Origin of the sequence: Veillonella sp. 3891 (assembly GCF_003992315.1) — a bacterium.
In the GTDB taxonomy this organism is placed as follows: domain Bacteria; phylum Bacillota; class Negativicutes; order Veillonellales; family Veillonellaceae; genus F0422.
The window spans coordinates 1-21375 of the sequence record NZ_RQVE01000019.1 but is presented as its reverse complement, the minus strand read 5'-3'; the positions used below and the strand labels follow the sequence as shown (position 1 = coordinate 21375).

Here is a 21375-nt window from a genome sequence, read left to right as displayed (position 1 = left end):
CGCGCAAATGCTTAAATTGGAAAACCCCATACGAGGTTTATCATTCAGTAGAGTTGCATTTGACTTGACAATTCAAGCGAAATAAAAAGGCTGCAACCAAATGGTTACAGCCTCTTTTGTGATATGTGTAGTGTTTTATTTATTCATATTTTCGATTGCTTCTGCTTCTGCTTTGTTGAATTTAGAAGCGATTACGATGCGAATTAAGCAAAGTGCAACAAAGATGTATGCTGCAAAGCCTAGCCATTCAGCTGTATCACCATAGGATTTTGCTTCAGTGAAAGCCAATTGAAGTGGAGCTTCGCTACCACCTGTACTTACGGAGAAGGCGATGATACCAGCGATGATAACGCCGATGATACTTTCACCAACAATCAAACCAGAAGCGAACAATACGCCACGGCGGTTAGATTGTTCTACGTCAGCATCTGCATAAGCACCAGCACGTTCTTTCGCACGTTTTGTGATGTAACGATTTACGAAGTAACCGATGATGGCACCCATTACAAGAGGCATTTCCAAAGTTGGAGGTAAGTAGATACCCATACCAATTGCAAGTGGTGGTAATGTTAAGGATTTTGTTGTAGATTTTAAAATTAAGTTAACAACGATAGCGGCAATACCAACAAGGATACCGTAGAAGATATAAGTCCAATCCATATTAGCATTGAAAATACCTTCTGCGATTTGACGCATTAATGTAGCTTGTGGAGCGGATAATGCTTGGGCAGGATCCATTCCTTCACGAGGCATAGCGCCAGTGAAACCGTAAGCATGGTATAACAAGTCAAGTACTGGAGCAATCGCTACGGCACCAGCTAAGGAACCGATTAATAGAGCTACCTGTTGTTTCCAAGGTGTAGCACCTACTAATTGACCAGTTTTTAAGTCTTGTAAGTTATCGTTGGAAATCGCTGCAATGGAGATAACCACGGAAGTCATGAAAATCGCCAAGGCAGTAGAGAATTTGATACCTTCTGGTGTAGCTAATAAGTTGTTTGCAGATGCGATAGTAAGCACTACCAAGGAAGACACGATGATACCGATGATACCGATACCAGAAATTGGACTTGCGGAAGTACCAATTAAGCCCGCCATGTAACCACAAGCAGCAGCTACGAAGAAGCCGATTAACAATGCCACTACGATACCTGCAATCACAAGTGTCCAAGCAAGACCTGCGGACATTGGAAGAGCAGATACGAAAGAGTAGAAGCAAATGATTAAACCAATAATAATTAATGCAAATACGATAGCGATAGTAGATGGTTTCATATCTGTATCCATACGGTGTGTATCGCGATATTCTGCGCTAGCCGTCATGGATTTGATAGATAATTTGATACCTTCAATAATTGGTTTGATCAATGTCAATAATGTCCAGATGGCAGCTACGCCGATTGTACCAGCACCGATGAAACGAACTTTAGTTTTCCATACCGTGTTAGAGAATTTGATAGCTTCTAAGTTATCTGGATTTGGTAGATGGTTGGTTAAGTATGGTACGAAACCACCCCAAGCAATAATCATACCGATTAAGATTGCGATACCACTGGCAATACCAATTAAGAAACCGGCACCTAATAAAGCGGAGGAGAAACCAAATGGAATTTGTGTAGCTCCAGCACCAACAGGGAACCAGAAAGATTTAGATTCACCAAATACGCGGAAACCTTGTGTGACAAAGCTGATAATACCAGCTAATGCACCGCCGGATACGATTTCTTTCATACCGCCGGATTGTTTTGTAGTTTCTCCTGGAACAGTAGAACCTACTTTCAAAATTTCAGCAGCAGCGCGACCTTCTGGATATGGTAAGTCACTATTCATAACCATAGCGCGACGTAATGGAATGGTAAATAATACCCCAAGACAGCCACCGCAGGCACATAATAACAATGTTTCCAATAAGTCAAAGTTTTGCCAATAACCGATCATCAATAGACCTGGCAATACGAAGATGACTGCAGATAAGGTACCAGCAGCAGATGCTTGCGTTTGTACCATGTTGTTTTCAAGAACATTGGAATCCTTGAAGAAGCGTAAGATTGCCATAGATATTACAGCAGCCGGAATGGAGGATGAGAACGTCAAACCTACTTTCAGACCTAGGTATACGTTAGAGGCAGTGAAAATTAATGTAATAATCGCACCTAGTAACATCCCTCTGACTGTTAATTCCGGTAAGCTAATATCATGACTCATAAAATCATGCTTCATAGTTATACCTCCTTAAAATACACTACTATCTTACTCATTGTATCAGTATTCTCAAGGACTTTCAATAAAAAATATAGTAAATTTTGTATACATACGTCTATTTAGGAAAGTATATTAAAAATTTTCATATACGGTTCATGTAGTTGGTGTATATAATAGAGATATAATTATACCCTATGTGATAAGGAGACAGACTATGAGAAGAAAAATATTTGGTGCGGTACTCATGGCCGCTTGTTTACCAATAGCATTGCAGGCAGCAGATATTACGGTGGTGAAAGAAACACCCATTGCGGTAGGCGAGCGTATCTCTACGACGGCATCGCCAGAAACCAATCGTATCATCCGCGAGGAAACGATGAAAGCTAGACAAGATAAAAAACAAATTGTAGCGCCAGCGGCAAAAGCGTTTACAGATCGTTTGCAAGTAACAGTTAAACCAGAGACAGTGAAAGAAAACCATATGGACCTGACGTACCCACGAGTGCAATCTGTTAGCCCTTACGTGACGAAAGCGATAAATAAGACGATTACAGATTATGTAGAAAAGCTTCGTAAGCAAGTGCACAAGATGAATGAAAAAGCAGTAGATGGAGAAAAGCAAAATTTATACATGAGCTATGATATCAAAGCTGATGGAAATGGGATTTTCTCTGTCACCATTACATCCTATACCATTGAGGACAATGCGTCTCATGGAATAAATGTGGAAAAAGGATTTACTTTTAATACCACCACAGGTCGCAGCTTGTCCTTAAGTGATTTTGGTGGACTCCCACAAGAAACGATTACAGCAGGATTACAACAATTGCCGAAAGAAGGTAAAAAAGCTATCTATGCGGATGCCACAGCAGGTAAGCCAAATAGTTTCTTTGCCCGTGAAAATCATGACATCGTGTTGATTTATGATCAAGGCACCATCGCACCTATGTCTAGTGGTAGCATTTATGTGCCAGTAGGAAACTTAGGAAAATAATAAGAGAACTTTGCAGCTGTTAAGTAGTCATGCCTAGTGGTATCAAATATAGATAGTATAGTTGTAGCTCAAGAGTGTAACAATAGCTATGAAATGAAATAGAGGAAAGTTGATACGTTTTGTTCAACTTTCCTCTATGTTTGTTTGTGGCGCAGTTTGTTGTAACTTTACTTTGTGTATGAATAAGATATGAGTGAAGCCCCTTATACTAGCATAAGTAACTTATACTAGATAGTTTGTTTAGTGATCCTGTTGTTTCTTCGGAGCATCAAGTCTCTTATAATAGGCTTTATCGATATCTGCATAGGAGATAATCCCTTGTTGTGCCATTAAGGTTAATACTGTCCGTTGTCGTTGTTTTGTAGCATCTATGTTGCTTACTGGGTTAAAGTAGGACGGCGCTTGTGGAATGCCTGCGAGCACAGCAGCTTGACTTAAGTTAAGGTCCTTTGGTTCTGTCTTAAAGTATCCTTCAGAGGCTGCTTTAATACCATAGTAATCGGTACCATAATAAATGGTATTCAAATACATGGTGATGATTTCATCTTTGCTGTAATAATGCTCCATCAAATAGGCAAGAAATACTTCTTCCACCTTACGAGACATGATACGCTTGGAGGATAAGAATAAATTTTTTACCAATTGTTGGGTAATGGTACTACCACCTTCTACGGTTTGCCCGGCTATGGTATTTGTATATAAGGCGCGACCAATGCTAAAGAAGTCTACCGCTCCATGCTCATAAAAACGTTTATCTTCCGTAGCCACTAAAGCTTGTTTTACTATAGGGCTAATGTCTTCGCTGCGAACGCGATGCTCTAGTGGCACCCGTTTATCCATGGCCTCCTCTACAGCTTCTTTGAAATGAAAGAGACGTTTAATGCGGTCGATTCTAGAAAGCTGATCTTCCCCTTGTTCAATGGTTTGTTCTTTTATCGTATGTGCTACATGTTGCGTAGTGGTTTTAGCATCCTCTGGGGTATACCCAGCGAACCAATATAAACCACCAGCTGCAATGGTGAGCACAAGGATGAGTTTAAAAAGTGTTTTCATGGGTTCATCATATCATATCTAGGGGGTATCAACAATAGGAGGAATGGATTATAACAGTAGAAAGATTTGTTTGCTATTAACAATGCGTAAGAATATTGAATCATCCGACTAGACTCGAGCAGAGTGTGTTCATTTGGTAATGTATAGTAGTGGAAAGTATAATGTAGTCATAGAAGAATGATGCGGTCACAGGTTATAGGTATTTCCTATAAAATGGCATAAGATAGAATAAAAATGCATATAAAAGAATTTTTATAAAAAATACTTGCATTATTATACAGATGGTTGTATAATACGTTCATAAGATAGAAACAAGTGCTGCACAGCAGTGAATTACACAAAGAAAGAGGTCAATTATGAGCAACATTAACAAAGTAGTATTAGCTTACTCCGGCGGTTTGGACACATCTGTTATCATTCCTTGGTTAAAAGAAAATTATGGCGCAGAAGTTATCGCTGTATGCGTGAACTTAGGTCAACCAGAAGATTATGATGCAGTAGAGAAAAAAGCTATCAAATCTGGTGCTACGAAAGCGTACATCATCGATGCGCAAGAAGAATTTGTGTCCGACTACATTTGGCCAGTTGTAAAAGCAGGTGCTGTGTATGAAGGTAAATACTTATTAGGTACTTCCTTTGCAAGACCATTAATCGCGAAAAAATTAGTAGAAATTGCTGCACAAGAAGGAGCGGATGCCATCGCTCACGGTGCTACAGGTAAAGGGAATGACCAAGTGCGTTTCGAATTGACAATTAAAGCACTTTCACCAAATACAAAAATCATTGCTCCATGGCGTGAATGGGAATTGAAATCCCGGGAAGATTGCATGGAATACGCAGCGAAACACGACATTCCAGTAGTGGCAACAAAAAAACACCCCTACTCTATGGACCAAAACGTATGGCATTTATCCCATGAAGGTGGCGATTTAGAAGATCCTAAGAATGCCCCTAAAAATGATGTATATTTAGTTAGCAAATCTCCAGAAGAAGCACCAGATGCGCCAACTATGGTGACTATCGACTTCAAAGAAGGCGTACCAGTGGCAGTAAATGGTCAAGCTATGTCTCCACTTACCATCTTACAAACTTTGAACGAAATCGGTGCTGCTAATGGTATCGGTATTGTAGATATCGTAGAAAATCGGTTAGTGGGTATGAAATCTCGTGGTGTCTATGAAAATCCTGGAGGAGCTATCATCATGTATGCGCACAGAGAATTGGAATACCTTTGCCTAGACAGAGCGACATATCATTATAAAGAATTAGTAGCGAACAAATATGGAGAACTTGTGTATGATGGCATGTGGTTTGCTCCATTGATGAGCGCTTTACAAGCCTTCGTGGACAGCACACAACAAACAGTAACAGGTCAAGTCACATTGAAATTGTACAAAGGTAATATCATCAGTGCAGGCTCTACATCTCCATACTCCTTGTACAACCAAGAATTTGTAACATTTGAAGAAGATGATGTATATAACCAAGCCGATGCAGAAGGTTTCATCAACTTATTCGGATTGCCTTTGACAATCAATGCATTAATGAAAGAGAAAGCAGGTTTAAAATAATGGCGAAACTTTGGGGCGGACGCTTTACCAAAGGGACGGATAAGGCAGTAGAGGACTTCACGTCCTCTATTTCCTTTGATTCCCGTATGTATAAAGAAGATGTGGCAGGCAGTATTGCTCATGCAACGATGCTAGCAGAGCAACACATCATTTCTCAGGAAGATAAAGATGCTATCGTAGCAGGTTTACAGGCTATTGAAAAGCAAATTGATGCAGGAAACTTTGAATTCTCTGTGGCATTAGAAGACATCCATATGAATATCGAAAAACGCTTAACTGATGCGATTGGTGAAGCGGGTGGACGTCTGCATACAGGCCGTAGCCGTAATGACCAAGTAGCAGTGGATTTACACATGTACATCCGCAAGGCAGTGGTACATATAGGTGAGGAGCTTGTGAACTTACAACAAGCTTTCTTAGAAGTGGCAGAGAAATACAAAGATGTAATTATCCCTGGTTACACTCATTTACAAAGGGCGCAACCAGTATTATTTAGTCATCACATGATGGCATACTTCTCTATGTTGAGCCGTGACTTCGATAATTTGCCGTTGATCTTTAAACATGCCAATGTGATGCCATTAGGGGCAGGCGCTTTGGCGGGTACTACGTATCCTATCGATCAAAACATGACGAAGGAATTATTGCACTTCGATGCGATTTATGAAAATAGTATGGATGCTGTCAGCGATCGTGACTATGTGCTAGAGTTCCTCAGCTTTGGGGCAAAAGTGATGATGCATTTAAGCCGTTTAAGTGAAGAGTTAATCCTTTGGTCTAGCACAGAATTTGGGTTCATCGAACTAGACGATGCACATTGCACAGGTTCTAGCATTATGCCACAAAAGAAAAATCCAGACGTGTGCGAACTCGTACGTGGTAAAACAGGTCGTATTTACGGTCATTTAATGGGACTTCTTACAACCATGAAAGGCCTACCAATGACGTACAATAAAGATATGCAAGAAGATAAAGAAGGGGTTTTCGATACTATTGATACTTTGCATTTCGCCATCTCGATTACGGCGGATATGTTACGCCATATGAAAGTCAATGGAGACCATACAAAAGCGGTGTTGGACGATGATTTCTCTAACGCTACAGATATGGCGGACTACTTGGCGAAAAAAGGTGTACCGTTCCGTGAAGCCCATGCCATCGTAGGGGCAGCGGTACAACATTGTATCGAAAAAGGGTGCGTGTTGCTGGATCTATCCGTGGATGATTTCAAAGCTATTTCATATCATTTTGAAGCGGATATCCTAGATGCTATCACTATCGAGGCTTGCGTAGCGGGACGTAGCAACTACAGCGGTACAGCACCAGAGTGTGTAGCACGTCAAATCCGTGTGGGTAAAGAGGTGCTTTCAGAAGAATTGGCACACATTACGAATTGGAAAGAAAAAATTCATTTACAATAAATAGATGCATTAAGGGGCAAATCGACATATGTCGTATTGCCCCTATTTCTTATATAGAATGATTCTTAATGTGCATACATGTATATTGAAAGTTTGTGATATAATCAATATATATTTTTTATTAATAGACAATATGAGGTACTAACAATGAAATTAATATCTTGGAATGTCAATGGTTTGCGTGCAGCCATGACAAAAGGATTTATGGATGCATTCGATGCATTAGATGCGGATATGTTCTGTTTACAAGAAACAAAATTGCAACCAGAGCAAATTGAAATGGTCTTGCCAAATCATGAACAATATTGGAATAGTGCGGTAAAAAAAGGCTATAGCGGTACGGCTATTTTCACAAAAGAAAAACCAATTTCCGTAGTGAATGGCATCGGCATTGAGGAACATGACCAAGAAGGTCGAGTGATTACGGCAGAATACGAAAAATTCTACTTAGTCACATGCTATACACCAAATAGCCAACGTGAATTGGCCCGTTTGGCGTACCGTATGGAATGGGAAGTTGCATTCCGTGAATACTTATTAGCACTAGATGCGAAAAAACCAGTCATCCTATGTGGTGACCTTAACGTAGCGCATCAAGAAATTGATTTGAAAAATCCGAAAACTAACCGCAAAAACGCTGGCTTTAGTGATGAGGAACGTGAAAAAATGACAGAACTACTCGCAGCAGGCTTCACGGATACGTTCCGTTATTTATATCCTGATGCAGTAGATGCCTACAGCTGGTGGTCCTACATGGGAAAAGCTCGTGAGCGGAACGTAGGATGGAGAATTGACTACTTTTTAGTATCCAACAGCATTGCTGATAAAATCCAAGAGGCGAAGATCCATGCTGATATTTTTGGTAGTGACCATTGTCCGGTGGAATTGATAATTGATTTATAATATAGGGAATTGTGTATGGCATCACATGTAAGTTTTGAACATATTTCTTTAACAGTGGGAGACCGTCAAATCTTGCGGGATATATCCTTCTCTGTTGAGGAAGGTGAAAGTATCACCATCGTAGGCCCTTCTGGGAGTGGTAAAAGCACAATTCTAAAATTGGCTAGCTCCTTGGTATCTCCTACGGGAGGTACGATTTCCTTTCGTGGTAGGCCTATCGAAAGCTATGTGCCGACGGAGTATCGACAACGAGTGGCGTATTGTTTCCAGCAACCTTATTTACTTGGACAAACCGTGCGAGGAAATCTAGCCTTTCCTTTTACCATGAGAGGTCGTTCTGTGGATACAAAAAGGATCAAAGAGTTATTTGATTTGTTTCATATGAATTTAGACCTATTGGAAAAGTCTAATACAGAACTATCGGGAGGAGAAATGCAACGGATTTGTTTGATTCGCAGTTTGTTGTTTGCCCCAGAAGTGTTGTTATTAGATGAGGTAACATCTGCCTTGGACACAGAAAATACGGAGTGGGTGGAAGAAGGCCTTATGCAACTGCACAAGGAAGGATTAACCTTGTTACAGGTGACCCATAATCCAGAACAAAGTGTCCGTATGGGGCAACGGCGGATGACTGTGAAAGACGGCCTTATTACAGATTGTGAGGTGCTACATGGGGAGCTTTAATGCTTTATCGAATGAGTCCTTGCTGATGGCAACGGTACTTATCGCCATGGCTGGTATCGTGTCTTATCAGCAGAAAATGCGATTAGAACTAGAAATCTTACATAGTGCATTGCGAGCGGTAGTGCAACTAGTGGTGGTAGGCTATGTATTACATTTTATCTTTGGTGCCGATCATCCGCTCTTTACGGGCGGCGTATTGCTAGTGATGCTTATTAGTGCTGCTGTCAATGGGGGTAAACGAGGAGAAGGAATTATACATGCCCCGTGGATTGCGGGTGTTAGCATCGGTATTGGTGCTGTGATTACCCTTGCTATCTTATTAGGGGCAAATGTGTTATCTTTTACTCCGTACCAAATGATTCCCGTAGGTGGCATGGTGATGTCTGGGGCGATGGTCGCAGTGGGACTCTGTTTCCGACAAATTATGACTAGCTTTAAGAGCCGTCAACAAGAGATTCAGATTAAGTTAGCTTTAGGCGCTACACCTATGCAAGCCTGTAAAGCGATCTTGCGAGCAGCCCTTATTTTTAGCTTGCAACCGACTATCGATAGTGCGAAAACATTGGGGATTGTATCCTTGCCGGGAATGATGACAGGCTTAATCTTGGCAGGCATGAGCCCTATGGAGGCTATTAAATACCAAATCATTGTTATCTTTATGTCTTTTTCCACTATATCCATTGCTATTGCCATAGCAGGATACTTGAGTTGCCGACAATTTTTCAATGCAAAAGAACAGCTGATTCTATCTGATTTGTGATAGAATCAGCTTTTTATATGCATACTATTTATTTACTATTTATAAACCTATTAATTAAATAGGATTTTTTGAAAGCCTATAGTCATATGGGAATAGTTGTGATACTATTAGGGTATACATATTCTTTTTATATTCAAAACGAGGTGGTATTATGGCAAATTACAACCCTTATGAAAATATGTTGCAAACCTTAGATTTAGCAGCGGATACATTAGGTATCCCTCGCAATGACTATGAAGTATTGCGTCACCCTGAACGTGAAATGAACGTGGCTATTCCAGTGCAAATGGATGATGGACATGTGGAAGTATTCACTGGTTACCGTTGCCAACATAGCTCTGTTCTCGGTGCTTCTAAAGGTGGATTACGCTTTCACCCTGATGCAGACGAAAATGAAGTGCGCGCCTTAGGTGCGTGGATGACCATCAAAAATGCGATCGCTCATTTACCATATGGTGGTGGTAAAGGCGGTATCAAAGTAGATCCTAGAAAACTAAGTGAAAGAGAGTTAGAACGTTTAACACGTGGTTTCGTTCGTAAAATTGCTCCTATCATTGGGGTAGAACGAGATGTGCCAGCTCCAGATGTAAATACAAACCCACAAATTATGTCTTGGATCGTCGATGAATACAGCGCCTTAACAGGTCAATGGACACCAGGCATCGTAACAGGTAAGCCACTAGCTATTGGCGGTTCCTTAGGTCGTAATGAAGCAACAGGCCGTGGCTGTATGTTTACATTACTTTCCTACTTGGAAAAACAAAATAAATCTATCAAAGATTTGACTATTGCTGTACAAGGCTTTGGTAATGTAGGTTCCGTTGGTGCTTTGTTGATGCACCGTGAAGGAGCTAAAATCGTTGCCATCGGTGACGTACACGGTTCTCTGTACAATGCCAATGGTATCGATGTAGAAAAAGCTTACGAATATGCAAATTCTCATGGCCGTTCTTTAGAAGGCTACGAAGAGCCAGGTATGACACGCATTCTAAATCCAGAGCTATTGTTGTTAGATGTAGATGTGCTATACTTGGCAGCTTTGGAAAATCAAGTGAACGAAGCCAATATGAAAGAAGTAAAAGCAAAATTAATCTTGGAAGGTGCTAACGGACCATTAACCAAAGATGCAGATTTATACTTCTTTGAAAAAGGCATTCCTGTATTGCCAGACGTATTAGCTAATGGCGGTGGCGTAGTTGTATCCTACTATGAATGGGTACAAAACAAAGCTGGCTTCTATTGGTCGGAAGAAGAAGTAAACGAAAAATTAGCAAAGAACATGAAGAAAAGCTTTGAAGAAGTATGGGCTATGCAAGAAGAATTTAAAGTATACCCAAGATTGGCTGCGTACATGGTGGCATTGCGTCGTTTAGTAGAAGCATTAAAAATTAAAGGATATAACGGCTAATGTATTTCTTGTCTATGTATCTTAAATGATGTCATACTTGCTAGAGAGTTAGATGCTATGATAATCACTAGATAGTCAGATGGAAACATAGATTGTAACGGTATATAAGAAAAGGAACTATACAAGATCGAATGATTTTTGCGTAGTTCCTTTTTTGTGCTTTGCATAGGTTTTACTAAAGAAGAAAGGTCCTCCGTTATTTTACAATAGACGGGGGACCTATTAGGTATACAGCAAAGTTTTATTTAATATGTTTACTACCACGTTCTGTCATTGGTGTGCCATTTTGGCAAAGTGGGCAGTCACTAGCTTCAAATGTTGGCACTGTTAGGTTTAACAAGGCTTGTACTTTTTCGTTTGGTACGCCAAAGTCTGCTTTACCACCGCTGCGGTTGACAAGAAGACCTACACCAACGATTTCGCCACCAGCTTCGTTCACTACATCTACTACTTCACGTACGGATCCGCCTGTGGTTACGATGTCTTCTACGATGAGAACACGTTGTCCTTTTTCAATGCGGAATCCACGGCGCAATGTCATTTTACCTTTTTCTCGTTCTGTAAAAATAGCACGAGTGCCAAGAGCTTTACCAACTTCGTGAGCTAATAAGATACCGCCAGTCATAGGTCCGATGACAAGTTCTACGCTTTGGTCTTCAAAACGACGAGCTAATTCTTGGCATAATTGTTCTGTATATTTTGGATGGGATAAGACGTTGAACTTTTCCACATACATTGGGCTGTGAAGGCCAGATGTTAACAAGAAATGTCCTTCTAAAATAGCTTGTGTGTCGATTAATAATTGTTTTACATTCTCTTCTGTCATCATTTTTGAACTGTCTCCATTTCCTCAACAATTAAACGAACTGCTTCTTGTGGATTTTCTGCTTGTGTAATTGGTCGTCCTACCACAATGCGAGACGCCCCATCTTGTAAAGCGCTGCTTGGTGTAGCAATACGCTTTTGATCATTAGTAGCCGCAAACGATGGACGGATGCCTGGTGTGACGATTAAGAAATCTTCTCCGCAAGCTTCACGAATGAGTTTTGCTTCCAATGGAGAAGCCACAACGCCATCTACGACAGCTTCTTTGGCTAGCTTTGCTAATTTTACGACATGGTCTGAAATAGGTAAAGACCCACCAATAGCGGACCAATTTTCATCATCAAAGCTAGTTAGGGCTGTAATCGCCAATAGCTTTGGGCGCTCAATGCCTAGTTCAGCAGCTTGTTCTTTGGCTGCTTTCATAGCCGCTTCCATCATCACTTTGCCACCTTGACTGTGGATAGTGATTAATTTGGCCCCCAAACGAGTTAATGATTTAATACCATGGGCTACCGTATTAGGAATGTCATGTAATTTCAAATCAAGAAATACGGATTTATTGTGGTCCCGTAAATATGCTACAGTTTGTTCACCTGCTGCATAAAATAATTCCATGCCAACTTTATAATAGCTGACGGAATCGCCTAAGGATGTTACGATGGATTGCATCGCCTCCAGTGAGGACACATCTAAGGCTACAATTAAACGATCATCTGCCATAGGAACCTCCTTGTTTCACAAATCGTACTATTATTTCATAGTTTATAGTGAAAGTCAAGAACTTTATATATTCGTTGAAATTTGAATGACTATAATTTATAATGAAACTAAAATGAATGCGTAGTAGATAGGTAATGAAAGTTGCTGTCCCTGAAGTATGACAGGTAGGCGTTTAAAGCGTAGTACAACATGGTGTTGTCTTGTATAGTTGTAAAAGGAGGACATACTATGAAACAAATTGTTGTCATGGAACCATTAGGTGTATCCGGAGAATTATTACAATCCTTAGCGGAGCCATTTAAAGTGCAAGGCTATGAACTGGTTGTGCATGGTACGAAGGAAACGGATCAAGTAAAGTTGTTGGACCGTGTTCGTGAAGCGTCTATCATTATCTTGGCGAACCAACCATTGTCCGGTGAAATCATTCGTCAATGTCCAAACTTAGAGTTTATATCTGTGGCTTTCACAGGGGTGGACCATGTGGATTTGGATGCATGCCGTGAGAAAGGTATCGTTGTGAGCAATGCAGCAGGTTATTCTACGAAAGCCGTAGCAGAGTTAGTGTTTGGTCTTGCTATTTCTGTCATGCGCAATGTATTGCCTTGCGATGGACGTACACGCACAGGTGGCACTAAAGATGGACTGCCTGGATTTGAACTGCACGGCAAAACCTTTGGTGTTGTAGGTATGGGGGCTATCGGTGTGGCTGTAGCTCGTATTGCCAAGGCCTTTGGTTGCCACGTGCTTGCTTACAATCGTTCGGAAAAACCAGAATTACTAGCAGAAGGCTTTGCCTTTGCTGACTTAGATACAGTAGTACGAGATTCAGATATTCTATCCTTGCATGTACCATTGAATGATGCTACACGTTATTTAATCGATGCAAAGCGTATTGATAGCATGAAAGATACAGCGATATTGATCAATACAGCACGGGGACCTGTGGTGGATAACGAAGCACTGGCTAAGGCCTTGAAAGCAGGCAAATTACGAGGAGCTGGCATCGATGTATTTGAAGTAGAACCGCCAATCCCAACAGATCATCCATTATGTGATGCACCTCGCACCGTGTTAACACCACATATTGCCTTTGCGAGCCAAGAAGCTTTTGTTACGCGAGCTCACATTGTGACAGATAATATTTTGGCATTTTTACAAGGGGAGCCTGTCAATCGAGTGTGTTAAGACTTTCATAGAAAGTATATATAACAAAGCCCCTATGTATATGTATATCCTATAGTGATTGCATTTTCCATACAATCGTCCTATAATACTTTGTATTACGTTTTAACATACAATGGTACGCCCTAAGTGGACTCGCAGAAAGGATGATTGGATGAGACCTGTACATACATTACCAAGCTATAGCTTTGGGGGACATGAAATTTTTGATACTATCGGGGATTATACAAAACAGTTAGGTAAGAAAACTGTCATTATCGGTGGAGATACATCGTTATCTGTAGCATTACCTTTGTTGCAACCAGCCCTAGAAAAAGCGGGGGTTGAAGTGCTAGAAGTGGTACATTTTGGTGGTGAATGTGCCTATGCTGTAACAAATGAACTGGCAAAAAAGGAAGCCTTGCAAGCTGCTGATTTTCTTATCGGTGTGGGCGGCGGTAAAGCCCTAGATACGACGAAATTAACGAGTATTGAATTAGGGGATATTCCTGTCATCACAGTGCCTACTATTGCGGCTACCTGTGCAGCTACATCTGAGGCTATTGCCATTTATACCTTGGACCATACCTTTGACAGCGTAGCTTTCCTAAAACGTCCTGCCGTGCATACATTCATTGATGCAGATATTTTGGTGAAAGCCCCAAGTCAATATTTCTGGGCAGGTATGGGTGACACCATTGCGAAACATTATGAAACGCATATGGCTACGCGTGGCCGAGATTTGTCCTATAATGTACAAGTAGGCTTATCTTTATCCAAGATGTGTGCGGAACCAATTTTCGCACATGGTCGTGAAGCCCTTACGGCTAATGAAAAGGGAGAACGTAACCGCCTTTTTGATGAATTGGTGATGGCCGTTGTACTGACCACAGGTATTGTATCTGGTTGCATGCCAGGAGATTTCAATAGTACCATTGCGCATGCTGTTTGCTACGGCTGTGCCGAAGACCCTCATACGGAAGAACACCACCTTCACGGTGAAATGGTAGCCTATGGTTTATTGGTGTTATTTGCAGCAGACAAGCAAGATGACGAGTTAAGTCGGTGGTTGCCAGTGTATCGCCAAATTGGATGGCCTACGAAACTTTCCGACATGGGATTAACAAAAGAACATATCCCAATGATCGTGAAAAAAGCGGCTTCCGTTCGTGATGTAGTGATTAGCCCTTATGTGGTGACAGAAGAATTATTGACCGAAGCGATTTTGAAAGTAGAAGCGCATAACTAATCTGTGTGGCGCTAGGTTGCATAGTATACAGTTAAATCTGTATGAACATAGTTCGTATATCAGTAATCGACAGGTATCTCTAGTAGAAAGAGATACCTGTTTGTGCTATGATGGGGGTATTATATTATGAATTGGATAGGCATGGCATATGCTAGGGATATGAGTCAAAATTTGTGCTTATCAAATGACAGCATTAGATATAACAGGGATGGTTGTTTATAGAATTGTCTGAATTCATAGAGATAGCATCTAGTATAGCTAATTGTTTATAAAATGAGATAGATAGTTTGTGCATGAGTAGGATAATGCTTAATAAAGGAAGTCGGAGTAGAAGGTGGCTATGGAAAGAATATCATGGAATGAAATAGATTTTGTAAAGGTAGGGAATGCTACGGATGCGGTAGGTAAAACGGGGTTGACCGTATTACGCTTTCCTCGTGGTGCCCAAGGGGGGGTGCATATTAGTGGAGGCGGTCCTGCCGCCCGTGAAAGTGGCGTTCTAGATCCAACGACAGCACCAACGCCGGTGAATGCTTTGGTCTTAGGCGGTGGATCCGCCTTTGGCCTCTGCGCTAGCGATGGGGTCATGCAATCTTTAGAAGTACGGAATATTGGCTTTCCTACAGCCTATGGGGTGGTGCCCATTGTTTGCCAAAGCGATATTTACGACTTATCCTACGGAAACCCGAAGGCACGTCCCACAGTACAGATGGCGTATGATGCTTGTGAAAGGACTTTCATAAGCACGGAACCGATCTCTGGTAACATAGGGGCTGGTACAGGAGCTACCGTAGGTAAGGTATGTGGCATGGAACGGGCCATGAAGGGTGGCATCGGGTATGCTGCTGCAAAGCTAGGGGACCTTGTGGTAGGTGCTGTTGTGGTAGTGAATGCCTTTGGTAATGTGTACGATCGTCATGGACATGCTTTAGGAGGTGTCATGGATGAAGAACGTCAGCACATATTGGATGCTTGTCAGCTGATGTTTGATCAATACGTAGGTGTAATTGAAAGTAAGCCGTTGGTAGGGAAATCTGTAATAGGTAGCATGGAGGATGCTCCGCTAAAGGATAGCAATGCTCGAGGTGAAGCAGTTCTAGGTTTGGAAAAGGGAAATACTACCATTGGAGCTGTTGTGACAAATGCTAAGTTTACTAAAGGGGAGTTAACGAAAATTGCTATGATGGCTACTAATGGATATGCGCGGTCTATTCGCCCTGTGGGGACCCTGTCTGATGGAGATACAATCTATGCGTTCTCTGTATCTGAGTCAGATACATTAGTAGAGTATGATGCTAATAAAGGGGTTAATGGGAACAACGATGACCATCATTTTGAAAGACAGAATGGTTTGAGGAGAATAGCTGAAAGTCAGTCTACTTGTAATATAGAAAAAGAGGTAGTAGCTGACGTAAATGTGGTAGGCACTTTGGCAGCAGAGTTAATGAGCGATGCCATCGAAGATGCTATGCAAGCTAGTAGGGTAGATCATTCTGAGTTTTTAGCGAATATAATTGATTTACACGAAGTGAAAATTTAAAATATATAAAAAATACTTGCATTTTATATGAAAGTACTATATAATAACTCTTGTATTATTCCTCGATAGCTCAGCAGGTAGAGCAATCGGCTGTTAACCGATCGGTCGTAGGTTCGAGTCCTACTCGAGGAGCCATACAAGGCCCGTTGGTCAAGCGGTTAAGACACCGCCCTTTCACGGCGGTATCGGGGGTTCGATTCCCCCACGGGTCACCATATGGACGATTAGCTCAGCTGGGAGAGCGCCTGCCTTACAAGCAGGATGTCGGCAGTTCGATCCTGTCATCGTCCACCATAGATAAGGATCATCCTTTGGATGGTTCTTTTTCTTTTATGTAGACTTTGTGTCGTCACTTGTTTTGCTATGTAGACTGCGGCGTTCGTGTCTTACTGTGATAAAGGAAAGACCGCAACATACTCCTTCTCAAACTGATCCTACGGTAGGTTTGTTCAGGAGCATGTTGCGGTCTTTTGAGTTTGCGCGATTTAGATAGTAAGGAACGCCGCAAGGCTACTACTCGTAACGGCGTTCCTCAGGGAATTGCTTGTGCGGTGTTACTTGTATATTTGCGCCGTGCGTAGTTTGCTTCGGAATGTGTAGTGTTGTAAGGGCGTTTACTGGAATTAATGGATGTACTGAATCCTTAGAGTGGATACTACTCGGGCGTTGGTGCATACTTTAGATATATCGTTTGTGAGAAAAAGGAGACTAGAAGCTTATGCATTTGCATGATCTATAGTCTCTTTTTTGGTACGAAGTACTTATAAATTAAACATATTTCTCATAATAGTTAGCGCTCTTTGTTAAGTTAGAGGAAGATTGTTATTTTCAATATATTAGAATTTTAATGGATTATTCATAGTGAATAAAAATATCAAAGCAAATGAACAAGTATGGTGGTAATGGCATATTTTGCCAAAAAGGTACATGTAATGATGTGGTAAAATATATATAGATAAGTGTGGGGTAAAAGTAAAAAAATTTTTGCTACATAGGAGTTGGGAAATTATAGATAGATATGTTGAGAGTATGTAAAATTTAATGAAATGGAAAACCAATGAAAGACAAACGAACGTTAACATTTACAATTGAAAATTCAATAGAGACGACGGTAGGAGAATGGCTAGATACCCATCAATTCCCACGAAAAACGATGAAAGACCTCTTTTCGGCAAAAGGTGTTCGACTGGATGGACAAATTTGTACAGCAAAAACGAGACTTTCACAGGGAATGGTGCTAGAAGTTATGCCTCTAAAAGAGCGCATTGACCACGACCCAATAGAGATGCCACTAGTCATTGCCTATGAAGATGAAGATATTCTTATCGTAGATAAACCATCGGGAATCACGATGAACTCGAAAGGGCAAGTGTCCTTAGCAAATGGGGTAGCTCACTATTTTAAAGTGCAAAATATATATGGAAAAGTACGCTTCCTAAATCGGTTAGATCGAGATACGGCTGGACTGGTGATAGTAGCAAAGCATGGCTTGGCTCAACATTTTTACCAACTGCAGATGGATGACAATCGGTTAGAGAAGTGGTACCGAGCGACAGTACAAGGGCGATTGGAACAACCGCATGAGGTACTAGAAGTAGCCATCCACAAAAGTGCAGATGGAATCCACCAAGAGATACACCCAGAGGGGGTCATGACCAAAACGGAATATGAAGTGCTACACTATGATGCGGCACAAGATACAACAGACGTGCGCATTCGCTTGTGGACGGGTAAGACTCACCAAATTCGAGTGACCATGGCACATATAGGACATCCGTTGGCACATGACCCGTTGTATGCTGATGAGGGAGTGTTGAAACGCAAACAGAGTCCATGTGGGATAGATGATGCAGAATGTCATAAAGGCTTACAACAAGAGGTAATAAATACAGCAAAAGGGCAGGTAAAAGATATAGATAAGACGTTTGCTCTTAGAGCCTATCGTTTAGTGTACTACCATATGCGAACAGGTGCGCAAATAATAATAGAAATATAACAGCAGTGTATTTGTTATAACTGTAGGTACTATTGGTAGGCCAAAGGCAGAGCGGTACACTATAAAATCCGTGGATAAACGATGGCTAATCTAATTTAATCTCTTCCAATCTAATTCTTCCCAATACTATAAATGATAAAAAACGCGAAAAAGCACAAAAATTAAAATCGTGCTCAAAATCGCGTTTTTTATGTGCACAAATTTCAAAATCGTGCTTTTGCGTCGTATTTAGTTTCTATACTGTAGTTAGATTCTATGCATGATATAACAATCTATCAGTTTCTTATTGTATGAGATGGCCATAGTGCAAACCATTATTTATGACAGGTGATGCAGATCCAGCTATTTTCAGAGGTAGTGGAGATATTTACAAAACCAATAGTAGTAGCGGCAGTGATTAGCTCTTGCTCTTCTCCTTCTTGGATGCCGCTCATGATGAAGACTCCCTTCGGTTCTAGACAGCGATAGGCATCCTCCAATAAGCGTAACAAGATAGGGGTAATAATATTAGCCACGATAATAGAGGCGGTGGCACTAATGCCTTCCAGTAAATTATTCGTTTGTACTTGTACCACGGATCCTAGCTGGTTCATATCAACGTGGTGTTGTGCATTAGCAGTGGCTGTTTCATCTAGATCGAAGGCTGTGACAGATTGAGCGCCTAGGGCTCCTGCGGATAAGGCGATGATGCCGGATCCTGTGCCCACATCGAAGACTATGCTTTCAGGGGTCAAATATTGAGACATAGCCTGAATAGCCAATCGTGTGGTTGGATGGTCGCCAGTGCCAAAGGCAATGCCAGGTTCTATGCGGATCACTCGCTCCTCTTCATGCGGGCTATATTCCGCCCAATCAGGAATAATCGTCAAATGTTCCGTCATCGAAATTGGAGGATATTGCATTTTCCAATCGTCCCAACCAGACTCGTCAGCTATGGTAATAGATAGATTGAGGGGGCCGAAATCCATGGTGAAAGTACTTTGCAACTGCTGTAGTTCGGTTTTGATGAGAGTCTCTAACTCGTCAATCCCATATAGATCGGGATCTATATAGGCTTTCACAGTAACATCAGAGGAATCATACAGTTCCTCTCGTTCGGGTTTGATAATTCCAAATCCATCATCTGTGAGTTGGTCAAATTCGTAAGGATCTTCTGTGTAGACACCTTCTGCTCCTAGAGCGAGCAGAGTATCCGTGATAAGTTCAGACGCTTCGTGCGTCGTGGTCAATGTAATTTCAAGCCAAGCCATGGTGGTACCTCGTAAATAAAACGTAAATGGAAATGGTTAGTTATCACTAGTATACTATCACATCTGTAATGCTTAGCCAAACTGCTTCTTGTTGGAACATCCAAAATATAGTACTATCTAATATAAAGGGAATACTTTCATTTGCAAAAATGGCGATTTTTTCCATTGAAGAAAATTTCATTTGCAAAAAATATGAAAATTTCCATTGAAATGTAGAACGTTATGTTTCTTTCAGTAGTGAGGGTCCTATGAAATATGAATCGCTGTATAAACTATATAGAAAATCTGAGGCAGATTGGAAGAAACGATATGAAGAACGCTTCCAACATGAGTTTACGGTACATTTGCCAATCGCTATCAAAGAATATAATCGAAAAGTATCATTTCCAGCGTTTTATTGTTATGCCCCTGAAATGATGAGTTTAGTATTGCGCATTTATAAGGAAACGGCAGAGTTTATTAAAGAACTTCAACCGATGCCTAATGTATTACTGAATCATCTTATGAATAGTTTTTTAGTAGATGAGATAAAATCCAGTAATGATATCGAGGGGGTACGTAGTAGTCGGCGTGAAATCAAAGAGTCTTTGGAACAGTTTGATAGTAATCGACCTTTGCGTTTTCACAGTATTATTGAAAAGTATAAACAAGTATTACATGTCACTGATGAAGGTGTATCGATAAGGACTTGCGAAGAGTTACGTACGTTTTATGAATCTTTTTTGTGGTCGGAAATTGAAGAGAAGGATCGTCCTGATGGGCGGTTATTCCGAGCAGATAGTGTAGATGTAAAGACGGGAACCGATAAGATTATTCATCAAGGACTGTTTCCAGAGTCGACTATCATTGATACGATGACAGAAGCGCTTCGTATACTTAATGATGATACTATTGAGGTGCCAATTCGTGTCGCTATTTACCATTATTTGTTTGGATATATTCACCCTTTTTATGATGGGAATGGGCGCACATCTAGGATTATTTCCTCCCAATATATTTCACGGGAATACCATCCGTTGATTGGACTTAGACTTTCCAAGGTGATAAAAGATAATCAGAAGAAATATTATGATGCATTTATCATCACTAATTCAGAATATAACCGTGGAGATTTAACATATTTTATTATTGAGTTTTTAACTCTGTTAGAAGCAACGATAAAAAATGCAAAAGAGTTATTAGTAACGAGAGTGAAGCGTTTACGTGAAGCGGAAAAAAAGTTAGAAAGATTTGTAGAAAAGAACCAAATTACAGACCAAGTGATACAAGATATTTATTTTGTAGCATTACAAGCGAGTATGTTTTCTCTTTTTTCAGGCGCTACCAAGGATGAAATTGTAGCAGTAATTGGTAAGAGTAAACGAACTCTAGATAGTAAATTAAAAGAAATACCATCTGACCATTTAGTGGTTACCAAAGTAGGAAAAGTGCTACATTTTAAATTAAATGTGGGTATACTCAAGTTCTGCTAAAGACTTATAAATTCATACTAGTATCGACATAAGAAAAGGATAGCCGAGTCAATCTCAGCTATCCTTTTTTAGATATCCATATTATTTTTTTTGGTTCTATAATATATTTTGGGGGGACAGCAAAAGCTATCCCCCCAAGATATTTTTTTCATGCATAAAAATAGGC

Annotated in this window: 17 protein-coding genes and 3 tRNA genes; 15 read left to right on the top strand and 5 right to left on the bottom strand. The window is 40.7% G+C overall.

Going from position 1 to position 21375, the window contains the following annotated elements; translation table 11 throughout:
- Positions 1–135 precede the first annotated feature (135 nt).
- A complete protein-coding gene (locus EO118_RS08140; RefSeq protein ID WP_127069435.1) occupies positions 136–2220 on the bottom strand; it encodes an OPT family oligopeptide transporter in 2085 nt (694 codons plus the stop codon).
- Positions 2221–2416: 196 nt separating this feature from the next.
- Between EO118_RS08140 and EO118_RS08135 the strand changes: the two genes are divergently transcribed.
- On the top strand, positions 2417–3196 hold the full coding sequence (locus EO118_RS08135) for a hypothetical protein (protein ID WP_127069434.1): 780 nt from the start codon (positions 2417–2419) through the stop codon (positions 3194–3196).
- A gap of 240 nt (positions 3197–3436) precedes the next feature.
- Here EO118_RS08135 and EO118_RS08130 read toward each other — a convergent pair whose 3' ends face one another.
- A complete protein-coding gene (locus EO118_RS08130; RefSeq protein WP_127069433.1) occupies positions 3437–4249 on the bottom strand; it encodes a transglycosylase domain-containing protein in 813 nt (270 codons plus the stop codon).
- Between the two features lie 356 nt (positions 4250–4605).
- Here EO118_RS08130 and EO118_RS08125 point away from each other — a divergent pair, with 356 nt between their 5' ends.
- The 6 genes from EO118_RS08125 (at position 4606) to EO118_RS08100 (ending at position 10996) form a co-directional block, all read left to right on the top strand.
- Positions 4606–5820 carry an argininosuccinate synthase gene (locus tag EO118_RS08125; protein ID WP_127069432.1) on the top strand — a complete coding sequence of 405 codons (1215 nt, stop codon included), beginning with the start codon at positions 4606–4608 and terminating at the stop codon, positions 5818–5820.
- Entirely contained in the window at positions 5820–7241 is a 1422-nt protein-coding gene (argH, locus tag EO118_RS08120) for an argininosuccinate lyase (protein ID WP_127069431.1), read from the top strand. The genes EO118_RS08125 and argH overlap by 1 nt, the downstream gene beginning before the upstream one ends.
- A gap of 147 nt (positions 7242–7388) precedes the next feature.
- Positions 7389–8144, top strand: coding sequence for an exodeoxyribonuclease III (locus tag EO118_RS08115; protein WP_127069430.1), 756 nt, complete (start codon positions 7389–7391; stop codon positions 8142–8144).
- A 15-nt stretch (positions 8145–8159) separates the two neighbouring features.
- Entirely contained in the window at positions 8160–8828 is a 669-nt protein-coding gene (locus EO118_RS08110; protein WP_127069429.1) for an ATP-binding cassette domain-containing protein, read from the top strand.
- Positions 8815–9588 carry an iron export ABC transporter permease subunit FetB gene (gene fetB / locus EO118_RS08105; protein WP_127069428.1) on the top strand — a complete coding sequence of 258 codons (774 nt, stop codon included), beginning with the start codon at positions 8815–8817 and terminating at the stop codon, positions 9586–9588. The genes EO118_RS08110 and fetB overlap by 14 nt, the downstream gene beginning before the upstream one ends.
- 151 nt (positions 9589–9739) lie before the next feature.
- Positions 9740–10996: a Glu/Leu/Phe/Val dehydrogenase gene (locus EO118_RS08100; RefSeq protein ID WP_127069427.1), complete on the top strand. Its 1257-nt coding sequence runs from the start codon at positions 9740–9742 to the stop codon at positions 10994–10996.
- Between the two features lie 241 nt (positions 10997–11237).
- On the opposite strand, the gene pyrE is transcribed toward EO118_RS08100, so the two are convergent.
- Together pyrE and pyrF are read right to left on the bottom strand one after the other, a co-directional pair.
- Positions 11238–11825: an orotate phosphoribosyltransferase gene (gene pyrE / locus EO118_RS08095; protein ID WP_127069426.1), complete on the bottom strand. Its 588-nt coding sequence runs from the start codon at positions 11823–11825 to the stop codon at positions 11238–11240.
- Positions 11822–12541, bottom strand: a complete 720-nt coding sequence (gene pyrF, locus EO118_RS08090) for an orotidine-5'-phosphate decarboxylase (protein WP_127069425.1) — start codon at positions 12539–12541, stop codon at positions 11822–11824. Before pyrF ends, pyrE begins: the two co-directional genes overlap by 4 nt.
- Before the next feature lie 228 nt (positions 12542–12769).
- Here pyrF and EO118_RS08085 point away from each other — a divergent pair, with 228 nt between their 5' ends.
- The 7 genes from EO118_RS08085 (at position 12770) to EO118_RS08055 (ending at position 18487) form a co-directional block, all read left to right on the top strand.
- Entirely contained in the window at positions 12770–13726 is a 957-nt protein-coding gene (locus tag EO118_RS08085) for a 2-hydroxyacid dehydrogenase (protein ID WP_127069424.1), read from the top strand.
- 151 nt (positions 13727–13877) lie between these two features.
- Complete coding sequence (locus EO118_RS08080; protein WP_127069423.1) at positions 13878–14951, top strand: iron-containing alcohol dehydrogenase family protein; 1074 nt, start codon at positions 13878–13880, stop codon at positions 14949–14951.
- Positions 14952–15291: 340 nt separating this feature from the next.
- Positions 15292–16491: a P1 family peptidase gene (locus EO118_RS08075; RefSeq protein WP_127069422.1), complete on the top strand. Its 1200-nt coding sequence runs from the start codon at positions 15292–15294 to the stop codon at positions 16489–16491.
- A gap of 59 nt (positions 16492–16550) precedes the next feature.
- Positions 16551–16626: transfer RNA gene (locus EO118_RS08070), tRNA-Asn, on the top strand.
- A 5-nt stretch (positions 16627–16631) separates the two neighbouring features.
- Positions 16632–16706, top strand: a tRNA-Glu gene (locus EO118_RS08065).
- Positions 16707–16709: 3 nt separating this feature from the next.
- Positions 16710–16785: transfer RNA gene (locus EO118_RS08060), tRNA-Val, on the top strand.
- Between the two features lie 763 nt (positions 16786–17548).
- Positions 17549–18487: an RluA family pseudouridine synthase gene (locus tag EO118_RS08055; RefSeq protein ID WP_240626923.1), complete on the top strand. Its 939-nt coding sequence runs from the start codon at positions 17549–17551 to the stop codon at positions 18485–18487.
- Positions 18488–18801: 314 nt separating this feature from the next.
- Here the strand turns inward: EO118_RS08055 and EO118_RS08050 are convergent, their stop codons facing one another.
- Positions 18802–19737, bottom strand: coding sequence for a 50S ribosomal protein L11 methyltransferase (locus tag EO118_RS08050; protein ID WP_127069421.1), 936 nt, complete (start codon positions 19735–19737; stop codon positions 18802–18804).
- A gap of 248 nt (positions 19738–19985) precedes the next feature.
- Here EO118_RS08050 and EO118_RS08045 point away from each other — a divergent pair, with 248 nt between their 5' ends.
- Positions 19986–21209: a Fic family protein gene (locus EO118_RS08045; RefSeq protein WP_127069420.1), complete on the top strand. Its 1224-nt coding sequence runs from the start codon at positions 19986–19988 to the stop codon at positions 21207–21209.
- Positions 21210–21375 lie beyond the last annotated feature (166 nt).

Coding starts and splice junctions, on each gene's coding strand:
- EO118_RS08140 (WP_127069435.1), bottom strand. CDS start 2,220: ATGAAGCATGATTTTATGAGTCATGATATTAGCTTACCGGAATTAACA.
- EO118_RS08135 (WP_127069434.1), top strand. CDS start 2,417: ATGAGAAGAAAAATATTTGGTGCGGTACTCATGGCCGCTTGTTTACCA.
- EO118_RS08130 (WP_127069433.1), bottom strand. CDS start 4,249: ATGAAAACACTTTTTAAACTCATCCTTGTGCTCACCATTGCAGCTGGT.
- EO118_RS08125 (WP_127069432.1), top strand. CDS start 4,606: ATGAGCAACATTAACAAAGTAGTATTAGCTTACTCCGGCGGTTTGGAC.
- argH (WP_127069431.1), top strand. CDS start 5,820: ATGGCGAAACTTTGGGGCGGACGCTTTACCAAAGGGACGGATAAGGCA.
- EO118_RS08115 (WP_127069430.1), top strand. CDS start 7,389: ATGAAATTAATATCTTGGAATGTCAATGGTTTGCGTGCAGCCATGACA.
- EO118_RS08110 (WP_127069429.1), top strand. CDS start 8,160: ATGGCATCACATGTAAGTTTTGAACATATTTCTTTAACAGTGGGAGAC.
- fetB (WP_127069428.1), top strand. CDS start 8,815: ATGGGGAGCTTTAATGCTTTATCGAATGAGTCCTTGCTGATGGCAACG.
- EO118_RS08100 (WP_127069427.1), top strand. CDS start 9,740: ATGGCAAATTACAACCCTTATGAAAATATGTTGCAAACCTTAGATTTA.
- pyrE (WP_127069426.1), bottom strand. CDS start 11,825: ATGATGACAGAAGAGAATGTAAAACAATTATTAATCGACACACAAGCT.
- pyrF (WP_127069425.1), bottom strand. CDS start 12,541: ATGGCAGATGATCGTTTAATTGTAGCCTTAGATGTGTCCTCACTGGAG.
- EO118_RS08085 (WP_127069424.1), top strand. CDS start 12,770: ATGAAACAAATTGTTGTCATGGAACCATTAGGTGTATCCGGAGAATTA.
- EO118_RS08080 (WP_127069423.1), top strand. CDS start 13,878: ATGAGACCTGTACATACATTACCAAGCTATAGCTTTGGGGGACATGAA.
- EO118_RS08075 (WP_127069422.1), top strand. CDS start 15,292: ATGGAAAGAATATCATGGAATGAAATAGATTTTGTAAAGGTAGGGAAT.
- EO118_RS08055 (WP_240626923.1), top strand. CDS start 17,549: ATGAAAGACAAACGAACGTTAACATTTACAATTGAAAATTCAATAGAG.
- EO118_RS08050 (WP_127069421.1), bottom strand. CDS start 19,737: ATGGCTTGGCTTGAAATTACATTGACCACGACGCACGAAGCGTCTGAA.
- EO118_RS08045 (WP_127069420.1), top strand. CDS start 19,986: ATGAAATATGAATCGCTGTATAAACTATATAGAAAATCTGAGGCAGAT.